At 62.7% G+C, this 16,694-nt stretch carries 18 protein-coding genes; 15 read left to right on the top strand and 3 right to left on the bottom strand.

Annotation, left to right across the window (positions count from 1 at the left end):
• Window positions 1-7: 7 nt before the first annotated feature.
• The 4 genes from nqrF to sthA all read left to right on the top strand — a co-directional run bounded on the left by nqrF (window position 8) and on the right by sthA (window position 4,012).
• Window positions 8-1,231 carry an NADH:ubiquinone reductase (Na(+)-transporting) subunit F gene (gene nqrF / locus DNK06_RS01870; protein ID WP_131178360.1) on the top strand — a complete coding sequence of 408 codons (1,224 nt, stop codon included), beginning with the start codon at window positions 8-10 and terminating at the stop codon, window positions 1,229-1,231.
• A complete protein-coding gene (locus tag DNK06_RS01865; RefSeq protein WP_131178359.1) occupies window positions 1,228-2,262 on the top strand; it encodes an FAD:protein FMN transferase in 1,035 nt (344 codons plus the stop codon). Before nqrF ends, DNK06_RS01865 begins: the two co-directional genes overlap by 4 nt.
• The gene (gene nqrM / locus DNK06_RS01860) at window positions 2,259-2,492 is read left to right on the top strand and encodes a (Na+)-NQR maturation NqrM (RefSeq protein ID WP_131178358.1); all 234 of its coding nucleotides are present in this window, start codon (window positions 2,259-2,261) and stop codon (window positions 2,490-2,492) included. The genes DNK06_RS01865 and nqrM overlap by 4 nt, the downstream gene beginning before the upstream one ends.
• A 125-nt stretch (window positions 2,493-2,617) precedes the next feature.
• Window positions 2,618-4,012 (top strand): Si-specific NAD(P)(+) transhydrogenase, encoded by a 1,395-nt coding sequence (sthA, locus tag DNK06_RS01855; protein ID WP_131178357.1) that lies wholly within the window; start codon window positions 2,618-2,620, stop codon window positions 4,010-4,012.
• A 365-nt stretch (window positions 4,013-4,377) separates the two neighbouring features.
• Here sthA and DNK06_RS01850 read toward each other — a convergent pair whose 3' ends face one another.
• The 3 genes from DNK06_RS01850 to DNK06_RS01840 are packed head-to-tail and all read right to left on the bottom strand — an operon-like array spanning window position 4,378 to window position 5,972.
• A complete protein-coding gene (locus tag DNK06_RS01850) occupies window positions 4,378-5,097 on the bottom strand; it encodes a glycerophosphodiester phosphodiesterase (RefSeq protein ID WP_131178356.1) in 720 nt (239 codons plus the stop codon).
• Between the two features lie 9 nt (window positions 5,098-5,106).
• The gene (locus tag DNK06_RS01845) at window positions 5,107-5,403 is read right to left on the bottom strand and encodes a phosphodiesterase (RefSeq protein WP_131178355.1); all 297 of its coding nucleotides are present in this window, start codon (window positions 5,401-5,403) and stop codon (window positions 5,107-5,109) included.
• Complete coding sequence (locus tag DNK06_RS01840; RefSeq protein ID WP_131178354.1) at window positions 5,400-5,972, bottom strand: PilZ domain-containing protein; 573 nt, start codon at window positions 5,970-5,972, stop codon at window positions 5,400-5,402. The genes DNK06_RS01845 and DNK06_RS01840 overlap by 4 nt, the downstream gene beginning before the upstream one ends.
• A 95-nt stretch (window positions 5,973-6,067) precedes the next feature.
• Here DNK06_RS01840 and DNK06_RS01835 point away from each other — a divergent pair, with 95 nt between their 5' ends.
• The 11 genes from DNK06_RS01835 to murB all read left to right on the top strand — a co-directional run bounded on the left by DNK06_RS01835 (window position 6,068) and on the right by murB (window position 16,345).
• Complete coding sequence (locus DNK06_RS01835) at window positions 6,068-7,318, top strand: lipoprotein-releasing ABC transporter permease subunit (protein WP_131178353.1); 1,251 nt, start codon at window positions 6,068-6,070, stop codon at window positions 7,316-7,318.
• Window positions 7,311-8,009 carry a lipoprotein-releasing ABC transporter ATP-binding protein LolD gene (lolD, locus tag DNK06_RS01830; protein ID WP_131178352.1) on the top strand — a complete coding sequence of 233 codons (699 nt, stop codon included), beginning with the start codon at window positions 7,311-7,313 and terminating at the stop codon, window positions 8,007-8,009. Before DNK06_RS01835 ends, lolD begins: the two co-directional genes overlap by 8 nt.
• Window positions 8,009-9,253 (top strand): lipoprotein-releasing ABC transporter permease subunit, encoded by a 1,245-nt coding sequence (locus DNK06_RS01825; RefSeq protein ID WP_131178351.1) that lies wholly within the window; start codon window positions 8,009-8,011, stop codon window positions 9,251-9,253. The genes lolD and DNK06_RS01825 overlap by 1 nt, the downstream gene beginning before the upstream one ends.
• Window positions 9,254-9,464: 211 nt before the next feature.
• Window positions 9,465-11,711 (top strand): DNA internalization-related competence protein ComEC/Rec2, encoded by a 2,247-nt coding sequence (locus DNK06_RS01815; RefSeq protein ID WP_207389949.1) that lies wholly within the window; start codon window positions 9,465-9,467, stop codon window positions 11,709-11,711.
• A gap of 72 nt (window positions 11,712-11,783) precedes the next feature.
• Complete coding sequence (locus tag DNK06_RS01810; protein WP_131178350.1) at window positions 11,784-12,440, top strand: MotA/TolQ/ExbB proton channel family protein; 657 nt, start codon at window positions 11,784-11,786, stop codon at window positions 12,438-12,440.
• The gene (locus tag DNK06_RS01805; protein WP_131178349.1) at window positions 12,437-12,865 is read left to right on the top strand and encodes an ExbD/TolR family protein; all 429 of its coding nucleotides are present in this window, start codon (window positions 12,437-12,439) and stop codon (window positions 12,863-12,865) included. Before DNK06_RS01810 ends, DNK06_RS01805 begins: the two co-directional genes overlap by 4 nt.
• Window positions 12,865-13,872 (top strand): tetraacyldisaccharide 4'-kinase, encoded by a 1,008-nt coding sequence (gene lpxK, locus DNK06_RS01800; protein ID WP_131178348.1) that lies wholly within the window; start codon window positions 12,865-12,867, stop codon window positions 13,870-13,872. The genes DNK06_RS01805 and lpxK overlap by 1 nt, the downstream gene beginning before the upstream one ends.
• 41 nt (window positions 13,873-13,913) lie before the next feature.
• On the top strand, window positions 13,914-14,099 hold the full coding sequence (locus DNK06_RS01795; RefSeq protein ID WP_131178347.1) for a Trm112 family protein: 186 nt from the start codon (window positions 13,914-13,916) through the stop codon (window positions 14,097-14,099).
• Window position 14,100: 1 nt separating this feature from the next.
• Window positions 14,101-14,865, top strand: coding sequence for a 3-deoxy-manno-octulosonate cytidylyltransferase (gene kdsB / locus DNK06_RS01790; RefSeq protein WP_131178346.1), 765 nt, complete (start codon window positions 14,101-14,103; stop codon window positions 14,863-14,865).
• On the top strand, window positions 14,865-15,329 hold the full coding sequence (locus tag DNK06_RS01785) for a low molecular weight protein-tyrosine-phosphatase (protein ID WP_131178345.1): 465 nt from the start codon (window positions 14,865-14,867) through the stop codon (window positions 15,327-15,329). Before kdsB ends, DNK06_RS01785 begins: the two co-directional genes overlap by 1 nt.
• On the top strand, window positions 15,326-16,345 hold the full coding sequence (gene murB / locus DNK06_RS01780) for a UDP-N-acetylmuramate dehydrogenase (RefSeq protein WP_131178344.1): 1,020 nt from the start codon (window positions 15,326-15,328) through the stop codon (window positions 16,343-16,345). Before DNK06_RS01785 ends, murB begins: the two co-directional genes overlap by 4 nt.
• Window positions 16,346-16,694: the final 349 nt, after the last annotated feature.

Below are 16,694 nucleotides of genomic sequence, written 5' to 3'. Positions count from 1 at the left end.
GTTGCCAATGGCTTTTGAAATTATTGTTGCAGTGATGATGTTCACTGGGGTGATCATTGCCCTGGTGGCGGTCATCCTGATGGCGCGGGCACGGCTGGTTTCCGGTGGTGACGTGAACATCGAGATCAACGGTGAACGCACCATCACCGTACCGGCTGGCGGCAAGTTGCTGCAGACCCTGGCCGAGAACGAGATCTTCCTGTCGTCCGCCTGTGGCGGCGGCGGTACCTGTGCGCAGTGCAAATGTGTGGTTGAAAGCGGTGGCGGCGAGATGCTCTCCACCGAGGAAACGCACTTCAACAAGCGTGAGGCTCGTGAGGGCTGGCGCCTGTCCTGCCAGACGCCGGTCAAGCAGGACATGAAGATCGAGGTGCCGGAAGAAGTCTTCGGCGTGAAGAAGTGGGAATGCACGGTGGAGTCCAACCCCAACGTCGCCACCTTCATCAAGGAGCTCACCCTCAAGCTGCCGGAAGGCGAGAGCGTGGACTTCCGTGCCGGCGGTTACGTGCAACTGGAGTGCCCGCCGCACGAGGTTCACTACAAGGACTTCGACATCCAGGAGGAGTACCGCGGCGACTGGGACAAATTCAACCAGTGGAAATACGTTTCCAAGGTCGACGAGACCGTGATCCGCGCCTACTCCATGGCCAACTATCCCGAAGAAGTCGGCCTGGTGAAGTTCAACATCCGTATCGCTTCGCCGCCGCCGGGCAAGGATCATCTGCCGCCAGGTCAGATGTCTTCCTGGGTGTTCAGCCTCAAGCCAGGTGACAAGGTCACGGTATACGGGCCGTTCGGCGAGTTCTTCGCCAAGGACACCGATGCCGAGATGGTCTTCATCGGCGGTGGTGCGGGCATGGCGCCGATGCGCTCGCACATCTTCGACCAGCTCAAGCGCCTGAAGTCCAAGCGCAAGATCAGCTTCTGGTATGGCGCGCGCTCCATGCGCGAGGCCTTCTACGTCGAGGAGTACGATCAGCTGCAGGCGGAGAACCCGAACTTCGAATGGCACCTGGCGTTGTCCGATCCGCAACCGGAAGACAACTGGACGGGCCTCAAGGGCTTCATCCACAACGTGCTCTACGAGAACTACCTGAAGGATCACCCGGCACCCGAAGACTGCGAGTTCTACATGTGCGGCCCGCCCATGATGAACGCCGCGGTGATCAAGATGCTGACCGACCTCGGTGTCGAACAGGACAACATCCTGCTCGACGACTTCGGCGGATGATCCCACTGCCAGCGATGCTGCAGCCCGCCCTTGTCACAGCCTTGGCTGTGGCTTTGGCGGGCTGCGGCTTTCCCGAGAGTGTCGAAGAGTTCGGTGGCCCCGCCCAGGGCAGCACTTATTCGGTCAAGTACGTGCGCAGCGCTTCCGTCCCGGACAAAGCGGCGCTCAAGGCCGAGGTCGAGGCGATCTTCGCCGAAGTCGACGAGCAGATGTCCACCTATCGCGACGATTCGCTGATCGAGCAATTCAACCGCGCGCCAGCGGGCACCTGCATGCCCATGCCGGAAGGCGTTCTTGAACTGGTGAGAACCGGCGATGAACTGCATCGCGATAGCGGTGGGGCTTTCGACCTGACCCTGGAGCCCTTGCTCGATCTGTGGGGCTTCGGCCCGCGCGGTAACGGCGAGCGCCAGGTTCCGGATGCCGAAGCCTTGCAAAAGGTGCGCGGCCGCATCGGTCAGGAACATCTGCATATCGATGGCGACCGCCTGTGCAAGGATCTTGACCTGCAGGTCGACTTCAACAGCATCGCTGCCGGATATACGGTTGATCGAATCATCGAGCGTCTTGTCGAACTAGGGGTGCGCAGTTATCTGGTGGAAGCCACCGGCGAACTCAAGGCAGTAGGGCGCAAGCCCGATGGCCAGCCCTGGCGCATCGCCCTTGAGGCGCCCCGCGATGATCAGCGGGCCATTCAGCAGGTCATCGAGCTGGATGGTTACGGCATTTCCACCTCGGGTGACTACCGCAATTACTTCGAGGAGCAGGGCGTACGTTACTCCCATACCCTCGATCCGCAGACCGCCGCGCCGATTCAGCACACCCTGGCGGCGGTCACCGTGGCTGCGCCATCGACACTGATGGCCGATGGCCTGTCCACCGTTCTGCTGGTGCTCGGCCCCGACAAGGGATACGCGTACGCAGAGCGTGAAGGCATAGCGGCGTTCTTCGTGACCCGTGAGGGTGACGGTTTCGTCACACGCAGTACCGCCACTTTCGAGCAGCTTTTCGCTGCGGGAGGCAAGCAATGACATTCGTAATGGTTTTTCTGATCATGCTGACGGTCGTCGGTCTGATGGCCGTGGGCGTGATGATGGGCCGCAAGCCCATCGCCGGCTCCTGTGGCGGTATCGCCAACCTGGGTATCGAGAAGAAATGTTCGATCTGCGGTGACGACCGCGAGCTTTGTGAAGAAATAACGCGGAATAACGAAGGCAAAGGCGCCTCGAGCGTGCAGACCTTTGACGCGAGCAAGCGCTGATCGCCATTTGCGGTCTGGCCCGGTAGGCTATGCGTGTTGCGAAATGTTGCGTATCAGGCCGCCCGTTCGGCCTGGTTCTGCCGAGAATGCCCGATAAGCGTTCCGGCGTGATCTGAGGAGTGAACATGGCGGTCTACAACTACGATGTAGTGGTATTGGGTTCCGGCCCGGCGGGAGAAGGGGCGGCGATGAACGCGGCCAAGGCCGGTCGCAAGGTGGCGGTGGTCGATGACCGTCGCGAAGTCGGCGGCAACTGCACCCATCTGGGCACCATCCCGTCGAAAGCGCTGCGCCACTCGGTGCGGCAGATCATGCAGTTCAACACCAATCCCATGTTCCGCCAGATCGGCGAGCCGCGCTGGTTCTCCTTTCCGGATGTGCTGAAGAGCGCCGAGCGGGTAATCGCCAAGCAGGTCACCTCGCGTACCGGCTACTACGCCCGTAACCGTATCGACGTGTTCTTCGGTTCCGGCAGCTTCGCCGACGATCAGACCATCGAAGTGGTATGCCCCAACGGCGTGGTGGAAACCCTGTCGGCCAAGCAGGTGATCATCGCCACTGGCTCGCGCCCCTATCGCCCGGCCGATATCGACTTCAGCCACCCGCGTGTTTACGACAGCGACACCATCCTGACCCTCAGCCACACACCGCGCCGCCTGATCATCTACGGAGCCGGGGTAATCGGTAGCGAGTACGCCTCGATCTTCAGCGGTCTGGGCGTGCTGGTCGACCTGATCGATAACCGTGACCAGTTGCTCAGCTTCCTCGATTCGGAAATTTCCGACGCCCTCAGCTATCACCTGCGCAACAACAACGTGCTGATTCGTCACAATGAAGAGTACGAGAGCATCGAGGGTCTGGATAACGGTGTGATCCTGCACCTGAAATCCGGCAAGAAGATCAAGGCCGATGCATTGCTGTGGTGTAACGGACGTACCGGCAACACCGACAAGCTGGGTCTGGAGAATATCGGTATCAACGTCAACAGCCGTGGCCAGGTACAGGTCGATGAGCACTACCGCACCGAGGTTGCCAATATCTATGCGGCGGGTGACGTGATCGGCTGGCCGAGCCTGGCCAGTGCCGCGGCCGACCAGGGTCGTTCGGCAGCCGGCAGCATCGTCGACAATGGCAGCTGGCGGATCGTCGATGACATTCCTACCGGCATCTATACCATTCCCGAGATCAGTTCGATCGGCAAGAACGAGCACGAGCTGACCAAGGCGAAGGTGCCTTACGAAGTGGGAAAGGCGTTCTTCAAGAGCATGGCGCGCGCGCAGATTTCCCACGAGCCGGTGGGTATGCTGAAGATTCTCTTCCACCGCGAAACCCTGGAGGTGCTGGGCGTGCACTGCTTCGGCTACCAGGCTTCCGAGATCGTGCACATCGGCCAGGCGATCATGAACCAGAAGGGCGAGGCGAATTCCCTGAAGTATTTCGTCAACACCACCTTCAACTACCCGACCATGGCCGAAGCCTACCGAGTCGCGGCGTTCGATGGGCTCAACCGGCTTTTTTGAGCGGCTCCGGCCGGTGGCCTGAGCCGGTCGGGGATCCTTTCGCCAACTCCCGCGACTGGCGCTGGCCAAACCGGGAGAGCATCTAAGCAGGCCTGAAAACCGATCCCTTGTGGATCGGTTTTTTATGAACGGCATTTGTCGGAAAAACGATGGTGAAGGTACGCCGAGCAGAGTGGATCTGCCCGGCCCGATCCATTTGCCGTTCCGTGACCGCAATGGTAGATGAAAAGAGGTTAGCTACCCTACGGGCTGATCGGCGCATTTTGCGTGGTGGACGACGCTTCACCCGTCCACCGTTGCAGTTTGCCTATGGTGGACGAGAGCGTCAGCTACGCGGCCCGATCCACCCTGCGAAATTCCAGGGCTCAGCCTCGCAATGTACTCACTGCGATACCAGGGAAGTCGGTAATGATGCTGTCCACGCCGAAGTCGGCGAGGCGGCGCATCAGGGCGGGTTCGTTGACTGTCCATACCGACACGTGCAAGCCGGCTTTCTGGGCTTTGAACTGGCGTTCCGGGGTACATAGCGTCCAGTTCAGGGCCAGCAGGTCGCAGCCGTAATTGCGGGCCACCTTGAGTGGATCCAGCCAGGCGTATTCGGCGACCAGGCCGCGGGCCAGGTGCGGGGTCAGGCGCTGGGCGGCGCTCAGCACTTCACGGGAGCTGGAGGTGATGGTGATCTTGTCGTCCATGCCAAAGCGGCGGCTGAGCAGGGCGATGGCTTCCACCGTGCGGGCGGCGCGCACCTTGGAGGCGCTCTTGACCTCAAGTTGCCAGTGTTCGAAGTCGCACTGTTCGAACAACTCGCTCAGGCGCGGAATGGGGCAGGGGTGGCGCCAACCTGGGCCGCCGCGACGGGCGTCGTAATGCATCAGGTCGGCAGCGTCATGCTCGACCACCTTGCCGCGCTGGCCGGTGGTGCGCTTCAGCGTCGGGTCGTGGATGACCATCAGCTCGCCATCGCGGGACAGGTGCAGATCCAGCTCGCAACGGCGTACGCCGTGCTCGAGGCACTGCTGGAAACTGATCAGGGTATTTTCCGGGGCTTCGCCCTTGGCGCCGCGATGGCCGTAGATCAGGGTCACGGTTGCTCCTTACTCGGTTCGAGTCGCGCGCGGCTGTTGGTGGCGCACGCTATTGATCACGTGGTCGTATTCGAAATAAACGCTGAATTCGCGGTAATCCCAGCGGGTGATCGGCGGCTTGCCGACTGCTGGACGCTCCTCATCGGCCAAGCCGAAGCGTTCCAGCACCGAGCGCTTGGATTGGCCGAGTTGCGGCAGGTCGACAAGGTTCGCGCCCTGCTGGCCGATGGGGATTTTCAGGGTGTCGGCCTGGGCCGCCAGCGGCAGCAGCAATACCAGAGCCAATACTAGCCGGGATGGAGTCATTCGGAGTCCTCGAGAGCCTGACGGCGCTCCTGCGCCTGGCGTTGCAGGATATGCCGGGCGAGCAGTTGGCGCTGTGCGTCAGTCAGCGCTTCGAATTCGGCGCCGATCTCGAATTGCCCTTCGTGCTCGCGACAGTGCAGCACCTTGGCGCGCAGCAAGAGGCCCAGCGCCTGAGGCATCAGCACCATTTTCAGAGCCAGATGACTGTCGACCGGAAGTGGCTGAGCGTTGAGAAAGCCGATACCGCCTTCGGACAGTGTGACGCGTTTGGCTGGGCCAATGTCGCGCAGCAGGCTCTGGGCCAGGGCCTGCCCCAGCAGGTCGATGCGTTTGTTGACCACCTTCAGGTAACTGGCCAGGGTACGGTCGCGCTCGCTGATGTTGCGCAGCAGATGCTGCGACTCGAAATCCATCACATGCAATTCGCTGAGCAGGTTGAACAGCTTCGATGCGTCGTGAAGCTCATCACCGGCGAGGGCTTCGGCACCGGCCAGCGGGGTGAAATCCAGTGCGATCGTGTCCTCGATACGGTAGTATTCGCGGCGATCGTTTTCATCTTGAGTCGACATGGCGAACCCATGGCAGCAGTGGTGGTCAGAGTGTAAGGCCGCTTACCAGGCCCCGCCACAAGGACGTTTCTCTTTCCCTCGAACAAGCGCCCCACATGTTCAGACCCCTGTCCGTTTTTCTCGGTACGCGCTACACGCGGGCCAAGCGTCGCAACCACTTCGTTTCGTTCATTTCCCTGACCTCGATGATCGGGCTGGCACTCGGTGTGCTGGTGATGATCCTGGTGCTGTCGGTGATGAACGGCTTCGACCATGAAATGCGTACCCGCGTGCTGGGCATGGTGCCCCACGCCACGGTCGAGAGCTCCACGCCGATCAGTGATTGGCGCCGCCTCGCCGACCGCGCGTTGCAGAACCCGCAGGTCATTGCAGTGGCGCCGTTCAGCCAGATGCAGGGCCTGCTGACCAACGATGGCAAGGTGCAGAAGGTGCTGATCAACGCCGTGGATCCCGTCGAGGAGCCCAAGGTGTCGATCATTGGCGATTTCTTCCGCGAGGGCCGGCTGGAGGATCTGCAGCCTGGCACCTTCGGCATCGTCATCGGCGACAAGGCTGCCGAGAAACTCGGGGTCGGCCTGGGTGACAAGCTGACCTTCGTGGCGCCGGAAGTCACCGTCACTCCAGGTGGCATGTTTCCGCGTCTCAAACGCTTCACCGTGGTCGGCATCTTCCATGTCGGTGCCGGTGAAATCGATGGCTTCGTGGCCATGACCCATATTCAGGATCTGGCCCGCCTGCAGCGTCATCAGGCAGACCAGGTGCAGGGCATCCGCCTCAAGTTCGCCGACCTGTTCCAGGCGCCGCGCACCGCCTGGCAACTGGCGCAAAGCTTCGGCGAGCAGGATTACCTGGCCCGCGACTGGACACGTACCCACGGCAACCTGTATCAGGCCATCCGCATGGAAAAAGCCATGATCGGTCTGTTGCTGCTGCTGATCGTCGCGGTGGCTGCCTTCAACATCATTTCCACGCTGGTGATGGTGGTGACCGACAAGAAGGGCGATATCGCCATCCTGCGCACCCTCGGCGCTACGCCGATGCAAATCATGGCCACCTTCATGGTGCAGGGCACGGTGATCGGGGTGATCGGCACCCTGATCGGTGCGCTGCTCGGCATTCTCGCCGCGCTCAACATCAGTTCGATCATCGCCGGCGTCGAGCGCCTGCTCGGCTTCAAGTTTCTCAATGCCGATGTGTACTTCATCGATTACCTGCCGTCGCAGCTGATGCTCGCCGACGTGGTGCAGGTCTGCGCTGCGGCATTGGTTCTGAGTTTCCTCGCTACTCTTTATCCGGCCTGGCGCGCGGCGCGCACCCAGCCCGCGGAGGCATTACGTTATGAGTGATCCGGTCGTGCAGACGAGCGCCGTGCTCAGTTGCCGCAACCTGAGCAAGTGTTACGAAGAAGGCCCGCAGTCGGTGGTGGTGCTCGACGACCTGCAACTGGAGCTGCTCCCGGGCGAGCGCGTGGCCATTGTCGGCAGTTCCGGCTCGGGCAAGAGCACGCTGCTGAACATGCTCGGCGGCCTGGATACACCGAGTGGCGGCAGTGTCTGGCTGGCGGGCGAAGAACTGTCGGCACTCAACGAAAAACAGCGCGGCCTGTTGCGTAACCGCGCGCTGGGCTTCGTCTATCAGTTCCACCACCTGTTGGCCGAATTTACAGCGCTGGAGAACGTGTGCATGCCGCTGCTGATCGGCAAAACCTCGATCAGCGAGTCGCGTCAGCGGGCCACCGAGTTGCTCGAGCGCGTCGGTCTGGGCCATCGCCTGAGCCACAAGCCGGCCGAGCTGTCCGGTGGTGAACGGCAGCGGGTGGCGATTGCCCGGGCGTTGGTCAATCGTCCTGGTCTGGTGCTGCTCGATGAGCCCACCGGCAACCTGGATAATCATACCGCTCAAGGCATTCAGGATCTGATGCGCGAGCTGAGCACTCAGTCGCAGACCGCCTTTCTGGTGGTAACCCACGACCTGCAACTGGCGCGACAGATGGATCGAGTGCTGAGCCTGGAAGACGGCAAGCTGGTGCACGCCTGATGTTTCGCCCGCTGAGTGTCTTCATCGGCCTGCGTTACACCCGTGCCAAGCGCCGCAATCACTTCATCTCGTTCATTTCCCTGACGTCGATGATCGGCCTGTCCCTCGGTGTGCTGGCAATGATCGTGGTGCTGTCGGTGATGAATGGCTTTCACCGTGAAATGAGCTCGCGGATTCTTGGCATGGTGCCCCACGCGACCATCGCCGGTTCGCCGGCCCTGGCCGACTGGCAGGCGCCAGCCAAGGTCGCGTTGGAAAATTCCCAGGTGGAAGCTGCCGTGCCGTTCGCCGAGCTGGAGGGCATGCTTTCCTACCGCGGTGTCATGCAGCCTATTCAACTGCATGGTATCGACCCCGAGCTGGAGCCGAAGGTCTCGATCATCGGCGATCACATGGTGCAGGGCCGCTTGAGCGATCTGCGCGAAGGCGAGTATGGGGTGATCATTGGCGAGATCACGGCGCGGCGCTTTCAATTGCAGGTCGGCGATCGACTGGCGCTGATCGTGCCGGAAATCAGTTCGGTGCCCGGTGGTATCACGCCGCGCATGCAGCGCCTGAACGTGGTCGGAGTCTTCAAGGTCGGCGCCGATCTGGACAGCTCTCTGGCCCTGATCAACGTCGCCGACGCCGCGCAGATCCAGCGCCTGGAGCCGGGCTCGGTGCAGAGCATCCGCCTCAAGTTGAAGGATCTGTACCAGTCGCCACAGGTAGCCGCCGCCATTGCCGCACAGTTGGGCGAGAGTTATCACGCCAGCGACTGGACGCAAACCCAGGGCAGCCTGTTCAGCGCCATGAAAATGGAGAAGACCATGATCGGCCTGCTGCTGTTGCTGATCGTCGCGGTGGCTGCCTTCAATATCATCGCCACGCTGATCATGGTGGTCGCCGACAAGGGCGCGGATATCGCCATCCTGCGAACCCTGGGCGCCACGCCCCGGCAGATCATGGGCATCTTCATGGTGCAGGGGACGGTGATCGGCGTGATCGGTACCCTGATCGGTGGCGTGCTCGGTGTGTTGGCAGCGCTCAATATCAGCGAGCTGGTCGGTTGGCTGGAACGCGTCAGCGGCCAGCATGTGTTCAGCTCCGACGTGTACTTCATCAGTACCTTGCCGTCCGAGCTGCAGGTCGGTGATGTGGTGCTGATCTGCAGCGCGGCGCTGATCCTCAGCTTCCTCGCCACGCTGTATCCGTCCTGGCGTGCGTCACGTACGCAGCCGGCCGAGGCGCTGCGTTACGAATGAGGTGCTAGTCTCGAAAAGGCCACTATCTCGATAGGGCACCTCTAAAAACTACCTGCGTTGTCATCGCTGCGTTAAAAACAGGCTCAAAATGCTCATTTACCACTTGTAAACTGCGCTTTTTCGCCTGTTTTTGCCTTGCGCTGACTGCCTCGCCAACGTTTTTAGAGGCGCCCGATAGCGGCCTTTTCGTTTCCGGATCAGAAGGGCACCCATGGATGGGACTCGATCAGGCAGCCTGCGCAACGGGTTGCTGGCATTGGCAGCGGGTCTGTTGCTGCTGCGCTTCGTACCGCAACTGCCGTCAACCTTCGTAGTGCTGGCGTCAGGTCTGGCGGGGCTGACGCTGTTGCCTTTTCGCACTTATCCCGTAGGCCTGTTTCTGCTGGGCTTCAGTTGGGCTTGTCTGTCCGCGCAATGGGCGCTGGATGATCGCCTCGACCCGGCACTCGACGGCCGCACCCTGTGGCTCGAGGGCCGGGTGGTGGATCTGCCGGACGTGCGTGAGGGCGTGGTGCGCTTTCACCTGGCACAGCCGCAATCGCGCCGGGCGGAGTTGCCGCAGCTATTGCGCCTGTCCTGGTATGGCGGGCCGCAGATTCGGGCTGGCGAAACCTGGTGGCTGGCGGTCAACCTCAAGCGCCCCCACGGTCTGGTCAATCCGCAGTCCTTCGATTACGAGGCCTGGTTGCTGGCGCAGCGTATCGGCGGCGTAGGCACCATCAAGTCCGGGCAGCGCCTCGACGAGGCGGGCAACAGTAGCGCCTGGCGTGATCGCCTGCGTCAGCGGATGCTCGCCGAAGATCCTCATGGTCGTGCCGGGGGCCTGGCCGCCCTGGTTCTGGGCGATGGCTCCGGGCTTTCGGTCGCCGACTGGCGCGTGCTGCAGGATACCGGCACGGTGCACCTGCTGGTGATCTCGGGCCAGCATGTGACGCTGGTGGCCGGTATGTTCTATGGCCTGGTGTTCTGGCTGGCACGGCTGGGCTGGTGGCCGCGGTTTGTGCCCTGGCTGCCAGTGGCCTGCCTGTTGGCTTTCTCTTCAGCGGTCGGTTACAGCCTCCTGGCCGGCTTCGAGGTGCCGGTGCAGCGCGCCTGCGCGATGATCGGCCTGGTGCTGCTGTGGCGCTGGCGCTTTCGCCACTTGGGCATCAGCTTGCCGCTGCTGGTGGCGTTGGTCGCGGTGTTGGTGCTGGAGCCACTGGCGGTACTGCAGCCGGGATTCTGGCTGTCGTTCGGCGCCGTGGGGTTGTTGATCCTGATCTTCGCCGCACGCCTTGGCGCCTGGGCCTGGTGGCGGACGCTGGGTCGCGCGCAGTGGGCGATGACCGTAGGGCTGCTGCCGATGCTGCTGGCGCTAGGCCTGCCCATCAGCGCCAGCAGCCCGCTGGCCAATCTGATTGCCGTACCCTGGGTCGGTTTCGCGGTGGTGCCGCCTGCTTTGCTCGGTACCTTGCTACTGCCCGTCCCCTGGTTGGGTGAGGCCTTGTTGTGGTGGGCCGGCTTCGCCCTGGAGTGGCTGTTTCGCCTGTTGGCATTGATGGCCGACTGGCTGCCGGCCTGGTTACCCAGCGCGCTGCCGTTCTGGGGCTGGCTGCTGGTAGCGCTGGGCGCCTTGCTGATTCTCCTGCCTGATGGTGTGCCGTTGCGAGGGCTGGGCCTGATTCTGCTGTTACCGCTGCTGTTCACGCCGGTGCAGCGGCCGGCCGAACAACGCGCCGAGGTGTGGATGCTGGATGTCGGCCAGGGGCTGTCGATGCTGGTGCTGACCCGCGAGCATGCCTTGCTCTACGACGCCGGCCCCAGTTTTGGTGATTTCGATATCGGCGAGCGGGTGGTGCTGCCGTCGCTACGGGCGCTGGATGTGCGCGCACTGGACATGCTGCTGCTCAGCCACGCCGACAACGATCACTCCGGCGGGGCTGAGGCCGTGGCTCGAGGAATGCCGGTCGGCCGAGTCGTCAGCGGCGAAGCGCCGGTTCTGCCGCCCGTGCTGGGAGCGGAGCCCTGCAGCGAGGAAAACTGGACATGGGATGGCGTGCACTTCAGTAGCTGGCGCTGGGCGGATGCGACGGACAGCAACCAGTCATCCTGCGTGTTGATGATCGACGCGGCGGGGGAGCGCATGCTGCTGACCGGCGATATCGACGGGCGTGCCGAGCGAGCGCTTATCGATAGCGGCCGCGACCTGCAGGCCCGGTGGTTGCTGGCGCCGCACCATGGCAGTCGCAGCTCGTCCTCCTGGGCCTTGCTCAAGGCAGTGAGGCCAGAGGCGGTGCTGTATTCGCGCGGCCGGCACAACGCCTATGGCCATCCTCATCCATCGATCGTCTCGCGTTATGCGGCGTTTGACGCCCAGGCTCACGACAATGTCGAGACCGGCGCGCTGCGTATCGCTCTCGGTGCATTCGGCGAGCCGCATGCGTTGCGTGAAATACCGCGTTTCTGGCGGGAAAAATGAGAACCGCAGCCGTCGGCGACATCATGACCCTATGCTAGAGTGGCGCCACTTTTGCGAAGGGGATCTGCCACCGTGTGGGAACTGGTTATAGCTGGCGGCTGGGTGATGCTGCCGATCATTCTGTGTTCAATCGCTGCCCTGGGCATCATCGTCGAACGGCTGTGGACGCTGCGCGTCAGCCGGGTCACGCCGCCCAATCTGCTGGGGCAGGTGTGGCGCTGGATCAAGGACAAGCAACTGAACAACCAGAAGCTCAAGGAGCTGCGCGCCCATTCGCCGCTGGGAGAAATCCTCGCCGCGGGCCTGGCCAACTCCAAGCACGGTCGTGAGGTGATGAAGGAGTGCATCGAGGAGGCTGCGGCCCGCGTGGTGCACGAGATGGAGCGCTACCTCAACGCCCTGGGTACCATCGCCGGAATCACGCCGCTGCTCGGCCTGCTCGGTACGGTAATCGCCATGATCGATATCTTCGGCTCGTTCATGGGCGGTAGCAGCGCCAACCCGGCGCTGCTCGCGGGGGGGATCGCCAAGGCGCTGATCACCACCGCGTCGGGTCTGATCGTGGCGATTCCGGCACTGTTCTTCCATCGTTTCCTGCAGCGCCGCATCGATGAGCTGGTCATCGGCATGGAGCAGGAAGCGATCAAGCTGGTGGAAATGGTGCAGGGCGAACGCGATGTCGACCTGGCCGAGGAGTCCAAGCCGGCCAAGGGGAGCAAGAAGGCGTGAAGTTCAGACGTAGACAGCATGAACAGGTCGAGATCAATCTCGCCCCGCTGATCGACGTGGTGTTCATCCTGCTGCTGTTCTTCGTGGTGAGCACGACCTTCACCCGCGAAACCCGTATGCAGGTCGACCTACCCGAGGCCGCCAGCGGCACGCCGCCCGAGCAGAGCGAATTGAAACAGTTGGAAGTGGTGATCGCTGCCGACGGCGGTTTCTCGCTCAACGGCCAGGCGCTGATCAAGAATGACCTGGACAACCTGATGGCAGCCCTGCAGAAGGAATCGGGCGGCGATAACAGCCTGCCGCTGACCATCAGCGCCGATGCCAAGACCAGCCACCAGTCCGTGGTCACCGCCATGGATGCTGCAGGCAAGCTGGGCTTCGCGCACCTGCGCATCACCACGGTCGAGACTCAGGCAGCGCCCTGATGGCGAGTTTTTCCGACCGCCTGGTGCAAGCCTGGTATCAGGGGCATCCAGCGCTGGCGCTGTTGCGTCCGCTGGAGGCGTTGTACCGCGGGGTGGTGCAGCGCAAGCGGTCGCGTTTTCTCGCAGGCGTTGGCGAGATCTACCGCGCGCCGGTGCCGCTGATCGTGGTAGGCAACGTCACCGTCGGCGGTACCGGCAAGACGCCGTTGATTCTCTGGCTGGTCGAGCAGTGCCAGGCGCGTGGTCTGCGCGTTGGCGTGATCAGTCGCGGTTATGGTGCCAAGCCGCCGAGTCTGCCGTGGCGGGTCAAGGCCGAGCACAGTGCCGAGCAGGCCGGCGACGAACCGCTGCTGATCGTGCAGCGCAGTGGCGTGCCGCTGATGATCGACCCGGATCGTGGCCGTGCCGCGCGTGCGTTGCTGGCCGAAGAGCCGCTGGATCTGCTGCTCAGCGACGATGGTCTGCAGCACTACCGCCTGGCCCGTGATCTGGAGTTGGTGCTGATCGATGCCGCTCGCGGTCTGGGTAATGGCCGTTGCCTGCCCGCAGGGCCACTGCGCGAGCCGGCTGAACGCTTGGAGAGTGTGGACGCCTGCCTGTACAACGGCGCGCCGAGCGATCCCCTGGGCGGTTATGGCTTTACCCTGGTACCCAGCGCCCTGATCAATCTGCGCAGCGGCGAGCGTCGCCCCCTCGATCACTTTCCCCCCGGGCAGGCCATGCATGCCGTGGCCGGCATCGGTAATCCGCAGCGTTTCTTCACGACCCTCGAGGCGCTACACTGGCGGCCTGTCGCGCATGCCTTCGCCGACCACGCCGCCTACAGCGCCGAGCTGCTGAATTTCTCGCCGGCGCTGCCGCTGGTGATGACGGAAAAGGACGCGGTGAAATGCCGGGCCTTCGCAGCTGACGACTGGTGGTACCTGGCCGTCGACGCCCAGCCTTCGGCGGCGTTCCGCGCCTGGTTCGATGCTCGGCTGGATCGTTTGCTCGGCGAGCGGCAGTAACCGCGTCACGCGTTCACTCCTCTTGTTCTCAAGGATTCCCCATGGACCCGAAACTGCTCGATATCCTGGCCTGCCCGATCACCAAGGGCCCGCTCAAACTCAGCCAGGACAAGACCGAACTGATCAGTAAAGGTGCCGGCCTGGCCTATCCGATCCGCGATGGCATTCCGGTGATGCTGGAAAGCGAAGCCCGCACCCTCAACGATGACGAACGCCTGGACAAGTAAGATGAGCAACGCCTTTACCGTGGTCATCCCGGCGCGTTATGCGTCCACACGCCTGCCGGGCAAACCGCTGCAGGATATCGCCGGCAAGCCGATGATCCAGCACGTCTGGGAACAGGCCTGCAAAAGCAGCGCAGGGCAGGTCGTGGTGGCCACCGATGATGCGCGCATCAAGGAGGCCTGTCAGGGTTTCGGTGCCCAGGTGCTGCTGACTCGCGTCGATCACAACTCCGGCACCGATCGCCTGGCCGAAGTGGCTGCTGCGCTTGGCCTGGCTGCCGATGCCATCGTGGTCAATGTGCAGGGCGACGAACCGCTGGTGCCGCCTGCGATCATCGACCAGGTGGCCGCCAATCTGGCCGCCAATCCCCAGGCTGCCATCGCCACTCTGGCCGAGCCGATCAGTGATGTCGCCGCGCTGTTCAATCCCAATGTGGTCAAGGTCGCCAGCGACCTCAATGGCCTGGCATTGACCTTCAGCCGTGCGCCGCTGCCCTGGGCGCGTGATGCGTTCGCAGCCGATCGCGATACGCTGCCCGCCAACGTTCCCTATCGTCGGCATATCGGCATCTATGCCTATCGAGCCGGCTTCCTTCACGACTTCGTTGCCTGGGGCCCATGCTGGCTGGAAAACACCGAGTGCCTGGAGCAGTTGCGTGCGCTCTGGCACGGCGTGCGTATCCATGTAGCCGATGCCCTGGAAGCACCGCCCGCGGGCGTCGACACCCAGGAAGACCTCGACCGCGTGCGTCGGTTACTGGGTGCCTGATGCGCGTTCTGTTCGTTTGCCTGGGTAATATCTGTCGTTCACCCACCGCCGAGGCGATCTTGCGTCAGCGTTTGCAGCAGGCAGGTTTGGCTGAACGTATCGAGGTGGACTCCGCCGGTACCGGTGACTGGCACGTGGGCAAAGCCCCGGATCAACGCGCCCAGGAGGCCGCCAGTCGACGTGGCTATGACCTGTCCAATCTGCGCGGTCGCCAGGTCTCCGTGGACGACTTCGCTCGCTTCGATCTGGTGTTGACCATGGATACCGCCAATCTGTGCGATCTGCAGCGCATGCGCCCGGCTCAGACGCGGGGAGAACTGGATCTGTATCTGCGTCGTTATCAACTGGCCGTGGATGAGGTGCCTGATCCTTACTACGGCGGTGCCAACGGCTTCGAGCAGGTGCTGGATCTGCTCGAGCAGGCCAGCGATGCACTGCTGATCGAACTCAAGGGGCGTTTATGAGCCTGGTCGTACAGTCCGGCGTGTCGTTGCAGGCCTACAACACCTTTGGCGTCGATGTAGCCGCGCGCTATTGGGCCGAGGCCGATGATGATGCGCAGGTTCGCCAGGCGCTGGAGGCCGCCCGCGAGCGGCAGGTGCCGTTGCTGGTGCTGGGTGGCGGCAGCAATCTGCTGCTGACCACGGATGTCGAGGCGTTGGTACTGCGCATGGCCAGCCGCGGTATCCAGGTATTGGCCGATGATGGCGAGCGAGTGGAGATCGAGGCCGAGGCGGGCGAGCCCTGGCACGCGTTCGTGCAATGGACGCTGCAGCAGGGTTTTGCCGGCCTGGAAAACCTCAGCCTGATTCCCGGCACGGTCGGTGCCTCGCCAGTGCAGAACATCGGCGCCTACGGCGTCGAGCTGAAGGATTGCTTCCTCGGGCTGACTGCCCTGGATCGCCAAAATGGCGAGATCCGCGAGTTCGATCTGCAAGATTGCGCCTTCGCTTATCGCGATAGCCTGTTCAAGCGTGAAAGCGGGCGCTGGATCATCCTGCGCGTGCGCTTCGCCCTGAACCGCAACGCTCCCTTGCATCTCGACTACGGCCCGGTGCGTCAGCGCCTGCTAGAGCAGGGCATCGAGGCGCCGAACGCTACTGATGTCAGCCGTGCCATCTGCGCCATTCGCAGCGAAAAGCTGCCGGATCCCGCCGTGCTCGGCAACGCCGGCAGCTTCTTCAAGAACCCGTTGGTGTCCACTGAACTGGCGCAGCGTCTGCAGCAACAGTATGCGGATCTGGTGGCCTATCCCCAGGCGGATGGCCAGGTGAAACTGGCGGCTGGCTGGTTGATCGAAAAGGCCGGCTGGAAGGGCTTTCGCGATGGCGATGCCGGCGTGCATCGGCTGCAGGCGCTGGTACTGGTCAACTACGGCCAGGCCACCGGGCAGCAATTGCTCGGGTTGGCGCAGCGTATCCAGGTGGATATCGCCGAGCGCTTTGGCGTTAGATTGGAAATCGAGCCCAACGTGCTCTGATCGGCTGTGCGGCGTAAAGCCTTGCCAGGTGGATGTTGATCTGCCTGGCGAGGCGTGCTGACAAATCTGTCATCTCCCTTATCGTTCAAGTTCTGGGTATCGCTTCGCTCGACCCAGGCTACGTATCCGGCATGTCTTCGGCGGCACCGGCTTGTCGTGGCTCGGGTTGAGCGAGGCGATGCCGGGGCGCTCAAACTCCAGGCACAAAAAAGGGATGCCGAACAGAGCGTGTGAAAACCCGCTGATGTAGGTATTGGCACCCGGCAAACGCCCTGACATCGTTCGGGGCGTTTTCTTTTGTGCGATTCAGAAGGTCACCACCGGACTTTTCAGGCGAGCAGCTCGATCA

The organism is Phytopseudomonas daroniae, from assembly GCF_004327285.1.
Taxonomy (GTDB): domain Bacteria; phylum Pseudomonadota; class Gammaproteobacteria; order Pseudomonadales; family Pseudomonadaceae; genus Aquipseudomonas; species Aquipseudomonas daroniae.
Note: the sequence above shows the minus strand (reverse complement) of the source record. Positions and strands in the feature narration are given on the sequence as shown.